This window comes from Piezobacter thermophilus, from assembly GCF_055386745.1.
Genome location: NZ_AP042380.1, coordinates 399,665 through 417,996, shown reverse-complemented (window position 1 = coordinate 417,996; position 18,332 = coordinate 399,665). Strand labels below are relative to the sequence as shown.

The 18,332-nt window shown below is 65.5% G+C and carries 18 protein-coding genes; 5 read left to right on the top strand and 13 right to left on the bottom strand.

Annotated features, from left to right (window positions below; translation table 11 throughout):
* Positions 1-19 precede the first annotated feature (19 nt).
* From ACZ5CM_RS02025 to dapE, 5 genes are all read right to left on the bottom strand, one after another.
* Positions 20-1,003 (bottom strand): quinone oxidoreductase family protein, encoded by a 984-nt coding sequence (locus ACZ5CM_RS02025; RefSeq protein ID WP_464640807.1) that lies wholly within the window; start codon positions 1,001-1,003, stop codon positions 20-22.
* Positions 1,004-1,105: 102 nt separating this feature from the next.
* Positions 1,106-2,383: a lytic murein transglycosylase gene (locus ACZ5CM_RS02020; protein ID WP_464640806.1), complete on the bottom strand. Its 1,278-nt coding sequence runs from the start codon at positions 2,381-2,383 to the stop codon at positions 1,106-1,108.
* A gap of 95 nt (positions 2,384-2,478) precedes the next feature.
* The gene (gene rnr / locus ACZ5CM_RS02015; protein WP_464640804.1) at positions 2,479-4,728 is read right to left on the bottom strand and encodes a ribonuclease R; all 2,250 of its coding nucleotides are present in this window, start codon (positions 4,726-4,728) and stop codon (positions 2,479-2,481) included.
* Between the two features lie 31 nt (positions 4,729-4,759).
* Positions 4,760-5,374 carry a TIGR04282 family arsenosugar biosynthesis glycosyltransferase gene (locus ACZ5CM_RS02010; protein WP_464640802.1) on the bottom strand — a complete coding sequence of 205 codons (615 nt, stop codon included), beginning with the start codon at positions 5,372-5,374 and terminating at the stop codon, positions 4,760-4,762.
* 23 nt (positions 5,375-5,397) lie between these two features.
* Positions 5,398-6,543, bottom strand: a complete 1,146-nt coding sequence (gene dapE, locus ACZ5CM_RS02005) for a succinyl-diaminopimelate desuccinylase (protein WP_464640800.1) — start codon at positions 6,541-6,543, stop codon at positions 5,398-5,400.
* A gap of 236 nt (positions 6,544-6,779) precedes the next feature.
* Here dapE and ACZ5CM_RS02000 point away from each other — a divergent pair, with 236 nt between their 5' ends.
* Positions 6,780-7,865 carry a Hint domain-containing protein gene (locus tag ACZ5CM_RS02000; protein WP_464640799.1) on the top strand — a complete coding sequence of 362 codons (1,086 nt, stop codon included), beginning with the start codon at positions 6,780-6,782 and terminating at the stop codon, positions 7,863-7,865.
* Positions 7,866-7,886: 21 nt separating this feature from the next.
* Here the strand turns inward: ACZ5CM_RS02000 and ACZ5CM_RS01995 are convergent, their stop codons facing one another.
* From ACZ5CM_RS01995 to ACZ5CM_RS01965, 7 genes are all read right to left on the bottom strand, one after another.
* Positions 7,887-8,243 carry a hypothetical protein gene (locus ACZ5CM_RS01995; protein ID WP_464640797.1) on the bottom strand — a complete coding sequence of 119 codons (357 nt, stop codon included), beginning with the start codon at positions 8,241-8,243 and terminating at the stop codon, positions 7,887-7,889.
* Position 8,244: 1 nt separating this feature from the next.
* The gene (gene dapD / locus ACZ5CM_RS01990) at positions 8,245-9,072 is read right to left on the bottom strand and encodes a 2,3,4,5-tetrahydropyridine-2,6-dicarboxylate N-succinyltransferase (RefSeq protein ID WP_464640795.1); all 828 of its coding nucleotides are present in this window, start codon (positions 9,070-9,072) and stop codon (positions 8,245-8,247) included.
* A gap of 111 nt (positions 9,073-9,183) precedes the next feature.
* Positions 9,184-11,133: a hypothetical protein gene (locus ACZ5CM_RS01985; RefSeq protein ID WP_464640793.1), complete on the bottom strand. Its 1,950-nt coding sequence runs from the start codon at positions 11,131-11,133 to the stop codon at positions 9,184-9,186.
* Positions 11,130-11,999, bottom strand: a complete 870-nt coding sequence (motA, locus tag ACZ5CM_RS01980) for a flagellar motor stator protein MotA (RefSeq protein ID WP_464640791.1) — start codon at positions 11,997-11,999, stop codon at positions 11,130-11,132. The genes ACZ5CM_RS01985 and motA overlap by 4 nt, the downstream gene beginning before the upstream one ends.
* Positions 12,000-12,026: 27 nt before the next feature.
* The gene (locus ACZ5CM_RS01975) at positions 12,027-12,677 is read right to left on the bottom strand and encodes a MotE family protein (protein WP_464640789.1); all 651 of its coding nucleotides are present in this window, start codon (positions 12,675-12,677) and stop codon (positions 12,027-12,029) included.
* Positions 12,674-13,075 carry a hypothetical protein gene (locus ACZ5CM_RS01970; RefSeq protein ID WP_464640787.1) on the bottom strand — a complete coding sequence of 134 codons (402 nt, stop codon included), beginning with the start codon at positions 13,073-13,075 and terminating at the stop codon, positions 12,674-12,676. The genes ACZ5CM_RS01975 and ACZ5CM_RS01970 overlap by 4 nt, the downstream gene beginning before the upstream one ends.
* Positions 13,076-13,084: 9 nt before the next feature.
* A complete protein-coding gene (locus ACZ5CM_RS01965) occupies positions 13,085-13,594 on the bottom strand; it encodes a flagellar basal body-associated FliL family protein (protein WP_464640785.1) in 510 nt (169 codons plus the stop codon).
* A 120-nt stretch (positions 13,595-13,714) separates the two neighbouring features.
* Between ACZ5CM_RS01965 and fliF the strand changes: the two genes are divergently transcribed.
* The 4 genes from fliF to fliP are packed head-to-tail and all read left to right on the top strand — an operon-like array spanning position 13,715 to position 16,923.
* Positions 13,715-15,301 carry a flagellar basal-body MS-ring/collar protein FliF gene (gene fliF / locus ACZ5CM_RS01960; protein ID WP_464640783.1) on the top strand — a complete coding sequence of 529 codons (1,587 nt, stop codon included), beginning with the start codon at positions 13,715-13,717 and terminating at the stop codon, positions 15,299-15,301.
* Positions 15,301-15,900 (top strand): ABC transporter ATP-binding protein, encoded by a 600-nt coding sequence (locus tag ACZ5CM_RS01955; RefSeq protein WP_464640781.1) that lies wholly within the window; start codon positions 15,301-15,303, stop codon positions 15,898-15,900. The genes fliF and ACZ5CM_RS01955 overlap by 1 nt, the downstream gene beginning before the upstream one ends.
* Complete coding sequence (locus tag ACZ5CM_RS01950; protein WP_464640779.1) at positions 15,893-16,180, top strand: FliM/FliN family flagellar motor switch protein; 288 nt, start codon at positions 15,893-15,895, stop codon at positions 16,178-16,180. The genes ACZ5CM_RS01955 and ACZ5CM_RS01950 overlap by 8 nt, the downstream gene beginning before the upstream one ends.
* On the top strand, positions 16,177-16,923 hold the full coding sequence (fliP, locus tag ACZ5CM_RS01945) for a flagellar type III secretion system pore protein FliP (RefSeq protein ID WP_464640777.1): 747 nt from the start codon (positions 16,177-16,179) through the stop codon (positions 16,921-16,923). Before ACZ5CM_RS01950 ends, fliP begins: the two co-directional genes overlap by 4 nt.
* Positions 16,924-17,120: 197 nt before the next feature.
* Here the strand turns inward: fliP and ACZ5CM_RS01940 are convergent, their stop codons facing one another.
* Positions 17,121-18,329: an ABC transporter permease gene (locus ACZ5CM_RS01940; protein WP_464640775.1), complete on the bottom strand. Its 1,209-nt coding sequence runs from the start codon at positions 18,327-18,329 to the stop codon at positions 17,121-17,123.
* Positions 18,330-18,332 lie beyond the last annotated feature (3 nt).

The following is an 18,332-nucleotide window of genomic DNA, read 5'->3' as shown; positions in this document are numbered from 1 at the left end:
GCAAGAGGAAGAGCCGGCTTCAGGGCAGCAGGATGGTGCTGCCAGTGGTTTCGCGTGCCTCCAGCGCCCGGTGCGCCTGAGCCACCTGATCGAGCGGGAAACGCCGGCCGATGCGGATGGTCACATCGCCTGCAAGCACCTTGTCGAACAGCCGTCTTGCCATGGCCTGGCAGGTTTCCTGTTCGGCGATATGGGTAAACAGGGTGGGCCGGGTGATCTTGAGCGATCCTTTCTGCGCCAGCGTGGCAAGGCTGAAGGGGGGGACCGGCCCCGAGGCATTGCCGAAGGAAATCATCATCCCCAGCGGTTTGAGGCTGTCGAGCGAGCCTTCGAAGGTGTCCTTGCCGACCGCATCCATGACCACGTCAACGCCCTTGCCCCCGGTGAGTTCCCGCACCTTTTCGGAAAAGTTTTCCTTGCGGTAGTTGATGCAGTGCGCAGCCCCGTGTTCGAGTGCCAGCGCGCATTTTTCATCGGTGCCGGCGGTGCCGATCAGGATGATGCCTTCCGAGCGGGCCCATTGACAGGCAATCAGGCCGACACCCCCAGCGGCGGCGTGGAACAGGACGGTGTCGCCGCGCCGGATCGGCGTGGTGCGGTCGAAGAGGTATTCCACCGTCAGCCCCTTGAGCATCATCCCGGCGGCGGTGTCGAAATCGATCCCGTCCGGTAGCGGGCAGACCTGGGCCGCGGGCATCACGCGCACATCGCAATAGGCGCCAGGCACACCCGCCGCATAGGCCGCACGGTCACCGGGTTTCAGATGCGTCACCCCTTCGCCCACGGCCTCGATCACGCCGGCGGCCTCCATGCCCATCGGGCTGGGCAGTTGCACGGGGTAGAGTCCGGTGCGCAGGTAGACGTCGATGAAGTTCAGCCCGCAGGCGTGGTGGCGGATGCGGACCTCTCCGGGGCCGGGGTCGCCCAGGGGCCAGTCTTCGAGCTGGAGCACCTCGGGACCGCCGGTTTCGTGGATCACCACCGTTCTTGCCGTGTCGGTCATGGCCATTCTCCCTGGTCTTGTGCGAAGCTTTCGGGCGGATCATGCCGGTTTTTCCGGCGCTGTCCATGGGCGATGCCCTGAAAGGTCGCCCGTTGCGCCGGGTCAGCCGCGGTCCTCGCGCAGCACCTGCAGCATCTCGGGCGAGGCAAAGCCGTCGGGGACCAGCCCGCGCGTCTTTTGCCATCTGCGCAGCGCGTCAATGGTCAGCGGCCCGATGCGCCCGTCGATACCCCGGGTGTCGAAGCCCAGTTCGGTGAGGCGGGCCTGCAGTTCGGCCCGCTCGTCATGGCCGAGCGCGCGGATGTCGCGCGGCCATCCCTGCCGGATGGGATCGCCCCCCATCAGCCGGTCGCCCAGGTGCCCGACGGCAATCACATAGGCGTCGGCCGGGTTGTAGCGTTCGAGAACCGCGAAATTGGAAAAGATCATGAAGGCCGCGCCGCGGTGCCCGCCCGGCAGCAGGATCGAGGCGGGGCCATGATCCGGCACCGGCCTGCCATCCATGCCCAGAACGCCAAGCCGCGCCCATTCCGAGGGCAACCGGGTGATCCTCCGGTCCGCCTGCAGGTAGTCGAAATCTTCCGGCAGGGTCACCTCGACCCCCCAGGGCTGCCCGTATGTCCAGCCGAAGCGGGCCAGATAGCGGGCGGTCGAGGCCAGCGCGTCGGCGGGATCGTCCGACCAGATGTCGCGGCGGCCGTCGCCGTCAAAATCCTCGGCGTAGAGAAGGTAGGATGTGGGCATGAACTGGGTGTGCCCCATGGCGCCGGCCCAGCTTCCGCGCAGGTTTTCGGGCGTGGTTTCGCCCTTTTGCAGAATGGTCAGCGCGGCGACGAGTTCGCTTTCGAAGAAATCCGCCCGGCGGCCGTCGAAGGCCAGGGTGGCCAGCGCCTCGATCACGTTGGTCGAGCCGCGCCAGGATCCGTAGGCGCTTTCCAGCCCCCAGATGGCGGCCACGATCTGCTTTTCGACGCCATAGCGGGTTTCGATCGCGTCCAGCGTGCGGGCATGTTTGCGCATCATGGCGCGGCCGTTGCGGATCCGGGCCTCGGACACCGCCGTTTCGAGATATTCCCACAGCGTCCGGGTGAATTCGGACTGGCTTTCGTCGCGCCGGATGATGCCGGGATCATAAGTCACGCCCCTGAAGGCGCGGTCGAGCACATCCTCGTCCAGGCCCAGCATCGCCGCCCGGTTGCGGAAATCGTCCAGCCATTCGCCGAACTGCTTGCCGGGAAGGGATGCGGGTATCGGGTTCATGCGGTCCTCGGCGATTTCCGGTCGCGCCAGCGGGCGCACAGAAGTGCCGATCGACCCGCCCGCCTGCGCCGCCACGGTCCCGGCGGCGAATGCCAATGCCACAATCAAGGCCCTTGCCATGGAATTGCCCCGTTGTCGTGCCTCCCCGCCATCCTAGCGGCAAGACCGCCCCCGGGAAAAGATGCGGGCATCCCCGGCGCGCAGGACCTTGCCGATCAGCGCCGCCGGCGCGCGGCTTTTCGCCTGAGCCTGTCCTTCTTGCGCGGGCCCGGGCCGGCCTTCCCCCTGCGGCGACCGGCGGGGCGTGGGCCGCGCGGCAGCGGCTTGTCCTCGATCGACAGAAGCTCCAGCTCGATCCCGCCGGTGATCGGCTGGGCCTCGACCAGGCGCACGGTGACGCGCTGGCCGATGGCGATGGTCAGCCCGGTATCCGCGCCCATGAGCGTGCCGGCCTCGCGGTCGAAATGGAAATATTCCCGCCCCAGAGACCGCACCGGGATCAGCCCGTCTGCCCCCGTCTCGTCCAGCTTCACGAAAGCCCCGAACCGGGCGATACCGCTGATGCGACCGGTGAATTCGTTGCCGACCCGTTCGCTCAGATAGGCGGCGAGATAGCGGTCGGTGGTGTCGCGCTCGGCCATCATCGAACGCCTTTCGGTGTCCGAGATATGTTCGGCGGTCTTGTCGAGCTGTTCGATTTCCTCCGGCGTCAACCCATCGCTGCCCCAGCGATGGGCCGAGATCAGGGCGCGATGCACGATCAGGTCGGCATAGCGCCGGATGGGCGAGGTGAAATGCGCATAATTCGCCAGCGCCAGCCCGAAATGGCCGAAATTCTCGGGGCTGTAATAGGCCTGTTGCATCGAGCGCAGGGTGGACAGGTTGATCAGCTCGGCATCTTCCGTCCCGGCCGCCTGGTCGAGCAGCGCGTTCAGGTGGCGGGTCTGAAGCACCTGCCCCTTGGCCAGTGTCAGCCCGGCGGCCTGGGCGATCTCGCGCAGCGCCTCCAGCTTTTCGGGCGAGGGTTCCTCGTGCACCCGGAACAGAAGCGGCGAGCGTTTCGCAATCAGCGTCTCGGCCGCGCAGACATTGGCGAGGATCATGAATTCCTCGATCAGCCGGTGCGTTTCGAGCCGCTCGCGGAAGTTCACGGAAACGACCCGACCATCCTCGGACAGGACGATCTTCCGCTCGGGCAGGTCAAGGTCAAGCGGCTGGCGTTCCTCGCGGGCGCGGTCAAGGGCGCGCCAGGCGGAATGAAGCGGCCTGAGAACCGGGTCGAGCAGCGGCGCGGTGCGCTCGTCCGGGTTGCCGTCGAGGGCCGCCTGCACCTGCCCATAGGTCAGCGACGCGGCCGAGCGCATGAGGGCGCGCACGAAGCGGTGGTCCAGCTTGCGGCCCTCGGCATCGATGCGGATGCGCACGGCGATGCAGGCGCGCGGCACACCTTCGTGCAGGGAACACAGGTCCCCCGACAGGCGCTCGGGCAGCATCGGCACCACGCGGTCGGGGAAATAGGTGGAATTGCCGCGCCTGCGCGCCTCGCGGTCCAGCGCGCTGCCGGGGCGGACGTAATTGGCCACATCGGCAATCGCCACCCAGATTACATGCCCGCCAGGGTTCTTCGGATCGTCGTCGGGCCGGGCGCAGCAGGCATCGTCATGGTCGCGCGCGTCCGACGGGTCGATGGTGATCAGTGGCAGCTCGCGCAGGTCTTCGCGCCCGTTCAGACCCGCGGGCCGGCAGCGGTCGGCCTCGGCGAGCACCTCGGGGGGGAACTGGTCGGGAATGCCGTGCTGGTGAATGGCAATCAGCGACACCGCCTTCGGCGCCGACGGGTCGCCCAGCCGTTCGACCACGCGGGCGCGGGGCAGGCCCAGCCGCCCCCTGGGGCCGGCCTGTTCGGCCTCGACCAGCTCACCGTCCTTCGCGCCGTGGCGGTCGGCCTCGGCCACCAGCCATTCGGTGGCCGCCGCCTTGTCCACCGGCACGATGCGCCCCCCTTCCGCGGTGGCCCGGAAGATGCCCACCACCCGACGCGGGCTGGTGCCGATGCGCCGGATCAGCCGGGCCTCGTAATTGTGATCTTCCTCGTGCACGACCGTCAGGCGGGCGAGGATGCGGTCGCCTTCGCCCAGCGCCGGGTCCGAAGCGCGCGGCACGATCAGGACGATCGGCTCGACTCCCTCGCCATGCCACTCCAGGGGGCGGGCGAACAGGTCGCCATCCGCGTTCGGCGCCTTGACCTGAAGCACCGATACCGGGGGCAGGCGGTCGGGGTCGCGATAGCTGCGCTTGCGCCGTTCGAGGTGCCCCTCGGCCTCAAGCTCTTTCAGCACCCGCTTGAGCTCGATCCGATCGGCCCCCTTGATGCCGAAGGCCTTGGCGATGTCGCGTTTCGAGGTTCGGGTCGGGTGCGCCGAGATCCATTCGAGAATCTCGGCCTTGGAAGGGATGCGCGTCATGCGCCCCGCCTAGCAGAAGGTGCGGGAAAGGTCATGCGCAAAAGCGACCCCCCCGTGGGTCGGGTGGCGGCACCCGCAGGTCCTGGGCCCGGTCCACATCGCGCAGCCGGTCCACCAGCGCCACCCGCAGCCCCGTGACCGAGGCGATGGAGTCGACCAGCGCGTGTTCCGTGGACCACCGCACCCCGGCAAACAGCCGCGCCGGAACCGCCCGCCCCCGCCGGGCGCCGACCAGCCAGAAGCCCCCGTCCAGCGCCGGGCCGAACACCAGATCGGCATGCCCCAGCGCCGCAAAGGCCCGACCGAGATGGGCGCGGCGCAGGCCCGGGATGTCGGCGCCGATCAGGCAGACCGGCCCCGGCACCATTCGCAGCAGCCGCCGCATCCGCACCCCCAGATCCCCCCCGCCCTGCGGCAGCCGGGGCAGGTCGGCCGGCCAGACGCGGCTTTGCAGCCCCTCGCGGTCGGGCGTGACCGCAAGAACCATGTCCCAGCGCCGGTCCCGCAACCTCCGCAACAGCCGCGCCGAAGTCTGCCGGAACCACCACGCCGCGGCGGTGGGGCCGATCTCGCGCCCCAGGCGGGTCTTGACGCGGCCCGGCCGCGGTTCCTTGACCATCACGATCAGCGTCGGGCGGTGGGGCATGGGGCAAGGCATGGCGAGCGGGGTCAGGAGAAATAGTCGCGCAGGATGCGCCCGTAGATGGCCTTGAGCCGGTGGATCTGCGCCTCTTCCACGCATTCGTCCACCTGGTGCATCGTGCGTCCGACCAGCCCGAATTCGACCACCGGGCAGTGATCCTTCACAAAGCGGGCATCCGACGTCCCCCCCGAGGTGGACAGCACCGGGTGGATGCCGGTTTCGGCCTCGACCACCGCAGCGACCAGATCCGAAAGCGGCCCCGGCGGGGTGAGGAAGCTTTCGCCCGAGATCTTCACCTTCACCGCCACCGAGACGCCGAATTCCCGCGCCACCGCATCCGCCTCGGCCTGCAGCCATTGGCTCAGCCCCGCCCCGCTGTGAAGGTCGTTGAAGCGGATGTTGACCGCGGCGCGGCATTGGGCGGGGATCACGTTGGTGGCAGCATTGCCGGTGTCGATGGTGACGATGGCCAGGGTGGAGGGATCGAAATGTTCGCTTCCCTCATCCAGCCTGTGGCCGGCCAGCCGGTCCATCAGCCGCACCATCGCCGGCAGCGGGTTGCGCGCGCGGTGGGGATAGGCCGCGTGGCCCTGCACCCCGGTCACCGTGAACCACGCGGTCAGCGAACCGCGGCGGCCGATCTTGATCATCTCGCCCAGGCGGTCGGGGCAGGTCGGCTCGCCCACCAAGCATGCGGACATGCGCTCGCCCTCGCGCGCCATGTAGTCGAGCAGCGCCCGCGTGCCGTGCTCGGCCTCGCCCTCTTCGTCGCCGGTGACGGTCAGGATGACGGCCCCGTCGGGCGGGGTGGCGCGGACGAAATCGACCGCCGCCGCCACAAAGGCGGCCACGCCCGATTTCATGTCGGTGGCGCCGCGCCCGTAAAGCAGCCCGTCGCGGCGCAGCGCGCCGAATGGCGGCACCGTCCAGGCGGATTCGTCCCCCACCGGCACCACGTCGGTATGACCGTTGAAGCCGAAGCTTCTGGGATGCCCCTTGCGCCCCCAGCGGGCGAACAGGTTGGCCACCCCGCCCCGGTCCACGCGCGCGCAGTCGAAACCGGCCTCGCTCAGCACCCGCTCCAGCAGGACCAACGCGCCCCCCTCCTGCGGCGTCACCGAGGGGCAGCGGATCAGGTCGGCCGTCAGCCGGGCCGGGTCGAGCGGGGTCATGGGGTGGCCTCCTGTGATTGTGCTGTGCAACAATTGTGACGAAAACGGCGCAAAGCCAAGCCCTTCGCAGGGTTTGCGGCTTAACAGGGACGGGGCGCGCGTGATAGTCACGAAGCAAAGGAAAGCGCCGGGGCCGGACAACCGGCAGTGACATGCGCGCGGTCGAGGGGAGGGGTACCCCGGCCGGACGGAACGGGCGGCCGGGCCGCGGCAACCGGCGAGGATGGGGCAGGAAAATGGGCTGGATCGCGCTTGCGGACCATGACGGCCACCGGTTTTGCCCGGGCGGGCTGGACGGAGGTCATGTCGCCGCTGTCGCACCCTGTACCCGGTGGCTGGAGCGCGGCACTCTCGTTGTCGAAACCATCCTGCCCAGCATCGGGAAGCCGACACCGCTGGTCTATTGCGAGCTGCCGGGAAAGGTGCCGTTTCACCTCTCGCTGCAGGCGGTTCCGGGCGGCGGGCTGACCCTGGTCCTGGTGGTCGGCGACGAGATCCTGCACCAGTCCTTCGCCCATTGCGGCCGCGAACGAACCGATGCCGCCCGGATTTCCTATTCCTGGGACATCACCGCAGGTCATGGGCATATCGCGCTGGAACGTCCGGGCCGGGACGCGCTGCAGATCAGGCCGGTTCGGGCCCCGGTGGCACTGCTGCTGGATCATGCCCGAGCACTGATGGCCGATCCGATATGCCGGTATCTGGCGCCTCTGGTGCAGTTCATGGCACTCTCGACCGCAATCGAACCGGTCGGCCCGATGCCGTCGCTGCACCCCGACACGCCGGTGGCAACCCCGCAGGGCTATCGCCCCGTCGGCCAGCTGAGCCGGGGCGATACGGTCCTGACCCCGCAGGGCGAGATCGTGCCGGTGCTGCACCGCGTGTCGCGAACCCTGCCGGCGCGCGGCAACCTGCAGCCGGTGCGTCTGCGCGCGCCCTATTTCGGCCTGCGCAGCGATATCGTCGTGGCCCCTCAGCAGCGCCTGCTCATGTCCGGTTCCGACGTGGAATATCTTTTCAACCACGAGGCCGTCCTGGTCGAGGTCAGCCACCTTGTCGGCGAAACCTCGGTCCTGCCTGACGATACCGGGCCGCTTGCCACCTATACCCAGCTGATCCTGCCGCGGCACGAGGCCGTGATCGCCGCCGGTTCGGCCCTTGAAACCCTCTTTCTGGGTCGGATTCGGCGCAAGAAGGAGTGGCTCGGCGTCAGCGTGCTGCGCGACATGGATCGTCAGAGCCTGCCCGAACACGGCCGGTCGCTGTTTCCGGTTCTGCGCCCCTTCGAGGCGGTCGTTCTTGCCGAACAGCGGGCGGCCTGAAGGGCAGCCCCGCGCCGCACGTCAATCCTCGCCGCCCCCGGCATCATTGTCCGCATCGTCGAAAAACGGCGTCATCCGGGCAACGATCACCGAATTTTCGTCAAGCGCGCGCTGCATCAGCGCCCGCTCCTCGGCATCGACCTCGTGCCCCTGGGCCTCGCGTTCCTCGATCGTGCCGTATCCGGTCACATCCAGCGGCGCCATGTCCGCCTGCTTCAGGATCGCAACCGTTTCACGCACGGCCTCGGCCTCGTCCACGCCCGAGGCATAGCACATCAGCGCCGCGCCGGTCGCCCCCTTCGGCAGGCCGTCGCCGGCCTTGCGCCCGACATGCACCAGAAGCGTGTAGACCTTCTGCCGCGAGGCTTTGCCGGGCATGTCAGTCACGCAGCAACTCGTTGATGCCGGTCTTGGAACGGGTGCGCTCGTCCACCCGCTTGACGATCACCGCGCAGTAAAGGTTCACCCCACCGGTCGAGGGCATCGAGCCCGCGACCACCACCGAATAGGGCGGAACCTCACCATACATCACCTCGCCGGTCGCGCGATCCAAGATCTTCGTGGACTGGCCAATGAATACCCCCATGCCCAGAACCGAACCTTCGCGCACGATCACGCCTTCGACCACCTCGGAACGCGCCCCGATGAAACAGTTGTCCTCGATGATCGTGGGGCCGGCCTGCATCGGCTCAAGCACCCCTCCGATGCCGACCCCGCCGGACAGATGCACGTTCCTGCCGATCTGCGCGCAGGATCCGACCGTGGCCCAGGTATCCACCATGGTGCCCTCGTCCACATAGGCGCCCAGATTGACAAAGGACGGCATCAGCACCACCCCCGGCGCGATATAGGCCGAACGTCGCACCACGCAGTTCGGCACCGCACGGAAGCCGGCGGCACGCCACCGGCTTTCATCCCAGCCGGCGAACTTGCTGTCCACCTTGTCCCACCATCCGCCGCCCTGGGGGCCGCCCTCCTGCAGCTCCATGTCCTTGATGCGGAATCCCAGGAGAACTGCCTTCTTGGCCCACTGGTTGACATGCCAATTGCCGTCGGCCTGCCTTTCGGCCACTCTGAGCGCCCCCGAATCCAGCCGGTTCAGGGTTTCCTCGATGGCTTCGCGCGTCTCCCCCCCGGTAGCCGGGGTGATGGTATCGCGGATGTCCCAGGCCGCTTCGATCGCGGCTTCCAGCTGGGCGTTTGACATGGCCGTCTGCTCCTCCAATTCGGCACCCGTTTCGACCGCCTATAGACTGCGGCAACGCGCAGCGCAACGAACTGTGCGGGCGACATCGCCCGCCGGTCAAGGCGCGGACCGTCATGTATCGGGCACCGGCCCCGACGGGGCGATGGCTTCCGCCTCTTCGGAAAAGCCGAGATCCTTCAATCGCTGCGAGATCGCCGCAACAACCTGCACGGGAAGCTCGATCCTTTCTGCACTCGCCAATGTCAGCGCATGGCGAAGGAAGGTGATATCGTCGCCATTTTCGGTCAGGAGCATGAATACCTTCCCCTCCTCGACCGCTTTCCCGGCCTCCCCCGGTTGTTCACGAGAGCCGGGGCCGCCTGGCGCATGCCGATCATCGCCGCCCCTTGCGACAATCGACAACGCCTCGTCGAACCTTCCGTTCAATGCCAGGGCGATCGCATGCGCCCTTTCAAGCGCATCGCCAAGGTCCGTTCGGCGAAATTCCAGCGCATAAGAAGCCACTAGGTCCGGTATGCTCTCGGGCAAGCTCTCGCGCGTCTGGAAATGGCGCGCAATCATGTCGAGCAGGCGATAAGGCGTTTCCGGCACATCCACATCTCGTGATGCGATTGCTTCCTGCGCCACTTCCATTCCGTTCTCCGAAATCACCCCCGCAAACGGGAACGCTGGCCCCGCTTTCGATGCGGTACCTTCCACGGCCCTTTCCCATGACCTCGAAACGATCCTGGCAGGCTCCAGGCGGTTGTCGGAAACCAGAAGCCTCACGACACGCGGCCCGAGATGGGCGCGCAAGTTTACCGGCAGCGCGAGGAATGCACGCGCAATCTTTTCCCCGGCATCCAGACCCAGGGGCGCATCCGCCAGAAGGCTTTGCCAGAACGTGACGTTGTCGCCGCAATCGGCGGCTGCGAACCGCGCCTGAAGATCCTGCACCTTTCCGCTTTTCGGGAGTGCATCCATGATTTTGGCAATCTCCCTCAGCTGACGCACTTCATCGTCTGCCTCCGGCAACATCGCCAGAACCCGTCCTGCCTCGGCCCCGAAGCCGAAATGGAGATAGGCCTTGGCAAGCCCTTTTCCCGCCTCGGGATTCAGACTGTCGAACTCGCCATACAACCCGGATCTCCGGATCGCCACGGCGCGGGAGAACTTGTCTCCATCAGCCCACTCGGCCACTCGGAGAAACTCCTCTCCCGCGCACAGGTCGCTTTTTCCAGCCGTCCCGTCGAGTTTCAGGGCGGCGTCCAACAACCCCTCATCACGCATCCCGGCGACCGAGATCCGCAGGTTTTCGGCAGATTCCACCCCCGCCTGCCGAACCTGATCGCTTTCCTTGCGTTGCGGTACAGATGATATCTCGCCGGGCGCTTGAACGTCCCTGCCGGTGCGCTTCATGTCACCGTCGACCAGCGCGAATTCATCTGGCTCCCAAAGCTCACCACGCAAAGCGATTTCCTTCATGCGGTCGATCAACCGGTCGCGCCATGCACTTTTCGGCATGACCGGAAACGGGTCGAAGGTGAGCGCCACGCCGTCAACGCGCTTCCGCTTCGGGCTGGACTGCCTGCCGAACCTCTCCCGCGGACCACTCCGAACAAATTCACCCAATGCAAATTCACGCCTGGCGAACTGCCATCGGGCAAATCGATACGGTCCAGCATCGGCCGCCAGGCGTGCAAGGCGACGCTGCGCCCCCGCCTTGGCGGCATCCGCAATATCGATGACCAGATAGCTTCCCTCCTGAAGGAATGTCCTTACCTGGCAGTCGCAGCCCAGCGACAATGCAAGGACCGCTTCCCTGGGATCGGCAACAACCTCTTCCAGTCGCTTTCTCGGAATCCGGTCAAACACGGTTCGCGTGTCGAAAACCAGTCCAGGGGCCGATACGGAAACCCGCACCGATCGGCGGTTGCGCTGTACATCCCACACGGCCCCGGGACGGATCTTCGCCACCAGCCGAGAAAAGCCTGGATGTTCACCCGAGCGAACCGTGACGATTTCCGCCAGTGAGGATGTCGCGAAGGTCAATGCGATCGGAAGAAGCCACCAGAGCCTCATGCGGCCTCCCGCTTTGCAGCATTGAGCGCCTCTTCGATCTCGGCGAATGCAGGCCGGATATGCCTTGGCGTGTTCTGGCGACCGACCTCGACACAGACGGCGGCAGAGTGGTTGTGAAGGTTGGCTACGAGAACTTCGCGGATGAGCTGATAGAAATGGCTGTCTTCCTCGACGACGGCCTTTACCTTTGCGGCAAATGGTCCGACCAGCCCGTATGCAAGAAACACACCAAGAAACGTGCCGACAAGCGCACCGCCGATCAGCTTGCCCAGAACCTCGGGCGGCTGGTCGATCGATGCCATCGTCTTGATCACACCCAGCACCGCCGCCACGATCCCGAGCGCTGGCAGGCCGTCTGCAAGCGTTTGCAGGGCATGGCTGGAGTGCAGGGCATCATGCAGATTGTTTTCCATTCTCTTGTCGAGGATTTCCTCGACCTGATGGGGATCATCGTAATTCATCGTCGCCGACCGCAGGGTGTCGCAGATCAGTTCGACAGCCTCCTTGTCGCCTTGTATCCGCGGGTATTTCCCGAAAATATCCGAGCCCTGCGGATCCTCGATATGCTGTTCAAGTTCCACCGGATTGCGGCGCGCAATGCGGATCAGGACGAACAGCAGACACAACAGGTCGCGATAGTCGTCGGCTTTCCACTTCGGCCCGGAAAATACCTTCGCGATGTCCTTCAGCGTGTGCTTGACCACATGAGGGTCATTTCCGATCAGAAAGGTGCCAACCCCGGCTCCACCGATCATGGCCAGTTCGAAAGGCAGCGTCTTGAGGATGATCGCCATCTTGCCACCTGCAAGCAGGTAACTGCCAAAGACCATCACGAAGATCACTACGATGCCAATGATACCAATCATCCCGGTTCCCCGCCTGTTGCGACGCGCTCAGCCACCGTCGGACCCATCAAGAAGCGCCCGGTACCCGGCCAATTCGTCCCCTTTCGGAGTGGTCGTATTCCGCCCGGCCAGAATGACGCTGACCGCATAGGCGCTTTCCGGGTTCATCCCGGCCATGATCCCAGCCGAGGCCTCGGGCTTCATTCGGGCGAGGAACCCGGCCGCAAAACGTGGATCCATCTGTTCGAACAAGGTAGCCGCATCCTTCGGTTTCATCTGCTCGTAAACCCGGGTCAGCCGGGCCACGTCATCTTCGGCTGCGGCATCCGCCTGGGCGATGGTCGCGCGCAACTCTTCCCGGGCCGAGGTCAGTTCGGCCAATCTGGCCTCGGCCTCGGAGGCGGTGACCGCAAGCTCCTTTTCCCGCCGCGCGATCCGGTCTTCGCGCGCGGCCAGGGTCGCCTCTCTCTTTCGCAGAGCATCTAGGATGCGCTGCAGCTCGGGCTCCCGACAGATCTGAGGGACCGCGTCCCGTTCCTGCACAACCGCGTCTTCGGCAGGGCCGTCAGCCGCCATCTGCCTGGCCATGACCGGCCCGGCCGTGACGGCAAGGCGAACCGCCGCCGATCCGATCATCAGTGCGGCAATCGTGAACAGCACACCGCCGCGAATGCGCGCGCCAGCCGGCTTGTCCGTCATTGGATCCTCTCCTTCTCGCGGTGGCCGTGGCGAATGAACATCGGTCCCCCCGTTTCCGCGGGCTCTGCCGAAGCCGCGGCCGGTTTTTCAGCTTCTTCCGGGTGGGCCTGCGCAGCCGTCACGTCATGCATCGACGCCATGAGAAGCTCGAGGCGATGGGCCACCTTTTCGGCCCGTTCGGTCAGGCCGCCAAGCGCGGCATTGGAAGCCTCGGAGGTTTCGCGCGCCGTATCCAGAGATTGTTTCAGCTCTTCCACCTGGGCCGAAAGCACGGCCACAGCACCGCCGACCCCCTTTTCAAGGCTGTTGAACCGTTTGAGCCGCCTGGCGAGGACAAAGCAGTACAGCCCGGCCCCCAGAGCCCCGGCGACAAGAAGAATGTCGGAAATCAGCTCCAATCCCGCCTCCTAGTTCATCACGAATTCCATGATCAGCAGATCGCGGACCCGCCCATTGCCGGCAACGATGTTGACCCGCCGGAGCATCTGGGCACGCAAGCGCACCAGAATCGCCGGCTCGGACAGGTCCGCCGGCTCCAGCGCGCGCAGATAGCCGTTCAGGACATCGATGATTCGCGGCATGATCCGGGTGACCTCCTCGACCTCGCCGGGCTCCACCTCCAGCTGGGCGCGGAACCGCAGCTGCCGAATGCGCCGATCACCGATCAGCGATACGATGATTGGCTCGATCGGCACGAAGGCGCCCGGGGCAGGTGATTCGGCCACGATGTCCGCGGCTTTCCCCTTCTCTGCCTTCTTGGCCATTTCGGCGGCAGGTGCGGCCCCGATCGGCACAAGGCCGAAGTGAACCGCGGCAAAGCCGATGCCGGCCCCGAATACGGCCAGGATCGCCCAAAGGATCACGCCCCGTTTCTTGTCCTTCTCGCCTTTTTCCGGTTCCGCCACTGCGTCCGTCATCGCGATCTTCCCGCTTGTCCTTGCATCGCCTGTTTAAGCCGAGAACGACTAACCGATTGTTAAGCCCGATCATCCAATGTCGGCCCCGACAGAGAAATGCCCCGACGCGAGGAGGTTCCATTGAATCAGGTCGTTTCCGCATGGGCCCGGCTGGGCCGGGCGAAGCAGATCGCCGTGATGCTTGCGGCTGTGGTGGTGATTGCCGGCATCATTCAGCTGTCCCTTGCGGCCACGACGCCGACGATGAAGCTGCTTTATGCGAATCTTGAAGAAAATTCGGCCGGAGAGGTGATCCGCGCGCTCGATCAGCGGGCGGTGAAATACGAGGTGCGCGGCACTTCCATCTATGTGCCGGCGGCGATTCGCGACGAACTGCGGATGTCGCTGGCGGCCGACGGGCTGCCGGCGGCGGGCGGGCGCGGGTACGAGCTGCTCGATTCGCTCAGCGGGTTCGGAACCACGTCGCAGATGTTCGATGCCGCCTACTGGCGCGCCAAGGAAGGCGAACTGGCCCGAACGATCGTTGCGAACCGCTTTGTTTCCAGGGCGCGGGTTCATATCGCGCGTGACGGCAACAATCCCTTCCAGAGGCGGACCAGACCGACGGCATCGGTTGCCCTGGTTCCCGCCGGAGGCCCGATCACACCTGCCCAGGCGAACGCGATCCGTCACTTGGTCGCCTCTGCGGTGGCCGGAATGGCGGCAGAGGACGTGACCGTCATTGATGCCGATGGCAACCTGATCCCCATGCCCGAATCGGGCAGCGCCACGGCCCGTGCCCAGGATCTGTCGGAAGAAATGCGGACAAGGATTCTCCGCCTTGTCGAGGCTCGGGTCGGTGCAAACAACGCCGTGGTCGAAGTCAGCGTCGATACCGTGACTGCAAGAAAGTCGGTTCGGGAAAGGCGTATCGACCCGGACAGCCGGGTGGCGATCAGCACCGATATCGAGGAGAAGTCGGACGCCTCCACCGGCCCCGCCGGGGCGGTTACGGTGGCTTCGGACCTGCCCGACGGCGAAGCCGCACCCGGAGGCGGGTCGAAATCGCAGGCCAGCGCGACCCGCGAAAGGGTCAATTACGAGGTTTCGGAAACGCGTCTGGAGGTCACCGAAGATCCGGGCGCCATCAAGCGCGTGACCGTGGCGGTACTGGTGAACTGGGTGCCTTCCGAAGGGGGGGATGGCGCGCAGGGGATGCAGCCCCGAAGCGAGGAAGAACTTGCCGCGCTGCGCGAACTGGTCGAGGCAGCGATCGGTTTCGACCCTGAAAGGGGGGATGTTGTCACCCTCAAATCCATGGCCTTTCCGGCACGGTCCGAACAGGGTGTGACTGTCAGCTCGTCCTGGCTCAACCGGATCGATCTGGACCCGATGTCGGCAATCCAGACGGCGGTTCTTGCGCTGGTGGTTCTGGTGCTGGGGTTGTTCGTGATCCGTCCCATCCTGACACGCCCCGCCTCCGGGACGCTTCCCCGTGCTCTCCCGGCGGCCGAGCCCGAGCTGCCGGTCCTGACAGGAGAAATCGCTGATGATCCGGTTTCCGCCCCGGCATCGGCACGGCAGGAAAGCGATACCTCCAACCTTCCGGTCGCCCTCGCGAATGAAGGTGATCCCGTGGAACGTCTGCGCGCGATGATCGGGGATCGCCAGGAGGAAACCGTCCAGATCTTGCGCGGATGGCTCGAAGAACGCGAGGAGACCGCCTGATGGCCATTTCGGACCTCTTCGAGGACTTCGGCAACCGATCCGAGACGGCCGGTGTCGCGACTTTCATATCCACGGACGACCTGGAGGAAAAACGGCTGGAGGCTTTCGAAAACGGGTACAAGTCCGGCTGGGAGGATGCCGTTGCGGCCCTGGCGCAAAACCACGCCCGCATCAGTGAATCGCTGGCAGAACGCCTCCAGGACGTTTCCTTTTCCCGGCAGGAAGCAACGGTCGAGATTCTTCAGGCGCTCGAGCCGCTGTTTTCCCAGCTGCTGTCGGTCGTTCTTCCGGAGCTCATGTTCCGGTCTTTCGGGCAGCACATCGTCGATGAGCTCATGGCAACCGCCCGAACCGTCTCGAACGCCCCGACGGAAATCCTGGTATCCGAGGGGACGGCAGACGCGCTGCGCCCGCTTCTGCCCCGAACCTTGCCGATGAAGGTCGAAGTCCGGGAAACGCCGGATATCGCCCCCCATCAGGCCTGTCTTCGGGTCGGGCGGCAGGAAACGGAACTCGACGCTCAGCGCCTGATGCGGGAGGTCCGGGAAGCCGTCGAGTCATTCTTGTCACAAGCCAGAGAGGAATTCGCCAATGGGTAACCTCAGCAAGGATGCCGCCGATTCAACCAATCCTTTCGAAACCGTTCCGATCGAGATCGTCGTTTCGGTCGGCAAGGCCCGGCCGCTGGTTCGGGATCTGGTGAACCTGCGGGAAAATGCCGTTCTCAGACTGGACCGGCGGATCGAGGATCCGGTCGAGCTTTTCGTCGGCGATCGTCTCGTCGCACGGGGACGGCTCGAAGAACTGGAAGATGGCGAGGCGGGGCAACTGGGTGTGCGCCTGACCGATATCGCCGATTTCTCGGGCAACCTGGAATGAACCGGAAGAATGTCATCCCGGCGGCGGTCGCCGCCTGCCTTCTGTATCTCGCTCTTGCCGATCAGGCCGCCGCCCAGGAGATCAGCCTGTCGCTTGGGCAGGGCGGCTCCCTCTCTGCCCGGACGATCAACCTGTTCCTTCTGATCACGGTTCTCAGCATCGCCCCTGGCATCGCGATGATGGCGACCAGTTTTCCCTTTCTGGTCACGGTCCTCGCCATTCTCCGGCAGGGCATCGGCCTTCAGCAATCCCCGCCGAACATGCTGATCGTCAGCCTTGCCCTGTTCCTGAGCTACTTTGTCATGGAGCCCACGTTTACGGCGGCTTGGAACGAAGGCGTTGCGCCCATGCTGGACGAAACGGTCGATACGCGAACCGGCCTCGAACGTACGGTCCGCCCTTTCAGGAGCTTCATGGCCAGCCGCGTGGATCCGGACGCATATCTTTCAATGGCCGATCTGCGCCCCGATCTCGGCTCCTTCCAACCATCCGAGGATTCGCCGCTGTCCCTCCTGATCCCCAGCTTCATCCTGTCGGAAATATCACGGGCCTTCCAGGTCGGGTTCGTCGTCGTTCTGCCGTTCCTCATCATCGATCTGGTCGTCTCGGCCGTTCTCATGTCGATGGGCATGATGATGGTGCCGCCCACTGTGGTCGCGCTGCCGTTCAAACTCGCCTTCTTCGTCGTCGCGGATGGCTGGACTCTCGTGGCCAGGTCACTGGTTGAAGGGTATTCACCGTGATGCCTGCCACGCAGCCAGGGAAACCGGAAAGGCCGTCCCTCGCGCAGGATTCCGTCCGGGCGCCAAGGCGGCTGCGGGCCCGACATGCCCTCGGCCGAATCCCGGCGAAAGACCCCAGGCACGGCGTGCACGGTCACGAGCCGCCGCCAGGGGTGGTGCCAAGCCGCGGTGCAAGTCGTGCAGACGGTCGCGCGTGCTCAGCTTGGCGACATGCCACGCAGCCGCTCGGACCGCCGCCGCAACAGTTCCAGGGTCGTCAGCAACACGATGGAGATGCCCACCAGAATCGTGGCAACGGCAAGGATCGTCGGGCTGATCTGTTCGCGCAGACCCGTGAACATCTGCCACGGCAGGGTCTTCTGGCTGGCCGAGCCCACGAAAAGAACGACCACGACCTCGTCGAAGGAGGTGATGAACGCAAACAGCGCCCCCGAGATCACTCCGGGCAGGATCAGCGGCATCTGCACGCGGAAGAAGGTCGTCACCGGATCCGCCCCCATGTTCGCCGCCGCGCGAGTCAGGGAACGGTCGAAACCGACCAGTGTCGCCGTCACGGTAATGATGACAAAGGGAATGCCCAGAACCGCGTGGGCGAGGATCACCTTGATATAGCCCACAACCGACTTGCTCAGGCCCAGCGTTCCCTCGAGGAAATTGCCCACCGCCGAGTAGAAGAAGAACATGCCGGTGGCCGAGATGATCAGCGGCACGATCATGGGCGAGATCAGGATCGCCATGATCGGGCGACGGAAGGGCACGTGGCTCTGGCTCAGCCCGATCGCGGCCAGCGTTCCCAGCGATACCGAGATCACCGTCGCAAACGGCGCGATGATCAGCGAGTTCTTGAAGGATCGCTGCCATTCATTGTTGGTGAAGAAATCCTGATAGTGTTTCAGCGAATAGCCCGCCGGGTCGAAGCGCAGCATCTCGGGGGTGAAGGTGAAGAAGTCCTGGGCATTGAACGACAAGGGCAGCACCACGAGGATCGGCGTGATCAGAAAGACGAAAACCGCCCCCGCGATCACGCGGAAGGTATAGTGCCACAACACCTGGCCTGGCGTCAGGTAGGGTGCCAGCGGCGCGCGATAGCGGCCGGTTCCGACCCAGAAGACGAACCAGCCGAAGAACCAGCCGAACAGCGCGCCGACCACGGCGCCGGCCACCTCGCCCATGAGGAAGCCCACGGCCGCGAAGGCAAGCAGGATGAACCGCCGCGCCGGGCGCTCCCGGGTGAACCGGGTGGTGAAAACATAGGCAAGGAGCGCCATGACCACCGCGCCGATGACGGCGCCCGATCCCGGCTGGTCCTGGGCCGTCCCCACAAGCAGGCCGGCGAAAGCTCCGGCCAGCGCGGTGACGGATGCGGTAAAGGCCGTGGAAGGTTTCTGCACCGGGTTCAGGCTCATGCG

What these genes read in the sequence shown, in the direction of transcription:
- ACZ5CM_RS01955 (WP_464640781.1), top strand. Translation starts at nt 15,301, where the DNA reads ATGGCCATTTCGGACCTCTTCGAGGACTTCGGCAACCGATCCGAGACG.
- ACZ5CM_RS02000 (WP_464640799.1), top strand. Translation starts at nt 6,780, where the DNA reads ATGGGCTGGATCGCGCTTGCGGACCATGACGGCCACCGGTTTTGCCCG.
- ACZ5CM_RS02025 (WP_464640807.1), bottom strand. Translation starts at nt 1,003, where the DNA reads ATGACCGACACGGCAAGAACGGTGGTGATCCACGAAACCGGCGGTCCC.
- ACZ5CM_RS01965 (WP_464640785.1), bottom strand. Translation starts at nt 13,594, where the DNA reads ATGACGGACGCAGTGGCGGAACCGGAAAAAGGCGAGAAGGACAAGAAA.
- ACZ5CM_RS01940 (WP_464640775.1), bottom strand. Translation starts at nt 18,329, where the DNA reads ATGAGCCTGAACCCGGTGCAGAAACCTTCCACGGCCTTTACCGCATCC.
- dapE (WP_464640800.1), bottom strand. Translation starts at nt 6,543, where the DNA reads ATGACCCCGCTCGACCCGGCCCGGCTGACGGCCGACCTGATCCGCTGC.
- fliP (WP_464640777.1), top strand. Translation starts at nt 16,177, where the DNA reads ATGAACCGGAAGAATGTCATCCCGGCGGCGGTCGCCGCCTGCCTTCTG.
- rnr (WP_464640804.1), bottom strand. Translation starts at nt 4,728, where the DNA reads ATGACGCGCATCCCTTCCAAGGCCGAGATTCTCGAATGGATCTCGGCG.
- ACZ5CM_RS02010 (WP_464640802.1), bottom strand. Translation starts at nt 5,374, where the DNA reads ATGCCCCACCGCCCGACGCTGATCGTGATGGTCAAGGAACCGCGGCCG.
- ACZ5CM_RS01975 (WP_464640789.1), bottom strand. Translation starts at nt 12,677, where the DNA reads ATGACGGACAAGCCGGCTGGCGCGCGCATTCGCGGCGGTGTGCTGTTC.
- ACZ5CM_RS01995 (WP_464640797.1), bottom strand. Translation starts at nt 8,243, where the DNA reads ATGCCCGGCAAAGCCTCGCGGCAGAAGGTCTACACGCTTCTGGTGCAT.
- ACZ5CM_RS01950 (WP_464640779.1), top strand. Translation starts at nt 15,893, where the DNA reads ATGGGTAACCTCAGCAAGGATGCCGCCGATTCAACCAATCCTTTCGAA.
- motA (WP_464640791.1), bottom strand. Translation starts at nt 11,999, where the DNA reads ATGATTGGTATCATTGGCATCGTAGTGATCTTCGTGATGGTCTTTGGC.
- ACZ5CM_RS01985 (WP_464640793.1), bottom strand. Translation starts at nt 11,133, where the DNA reads ATGAGGCTCTGGTGGCTTCTTCCGATCGCATTGACCTTCGCGACATCC.
- ACZ5CM_RS02020 (WP_464640806.1), bottom strand. Translation starts at nt 2,383, where the DNA reads ATGGCAAGGGCCTTGATTGTGGCATTGGCATTCGCCGCCGGGACCGTG.
- dapD (WP_464640795.1), bottom strand. Translation starts at nt 9,072, where the DNA reads ATGTCAAACGCCCAGCTGGAAGCCGCGATCGAAGCGGCCTGGGACATC.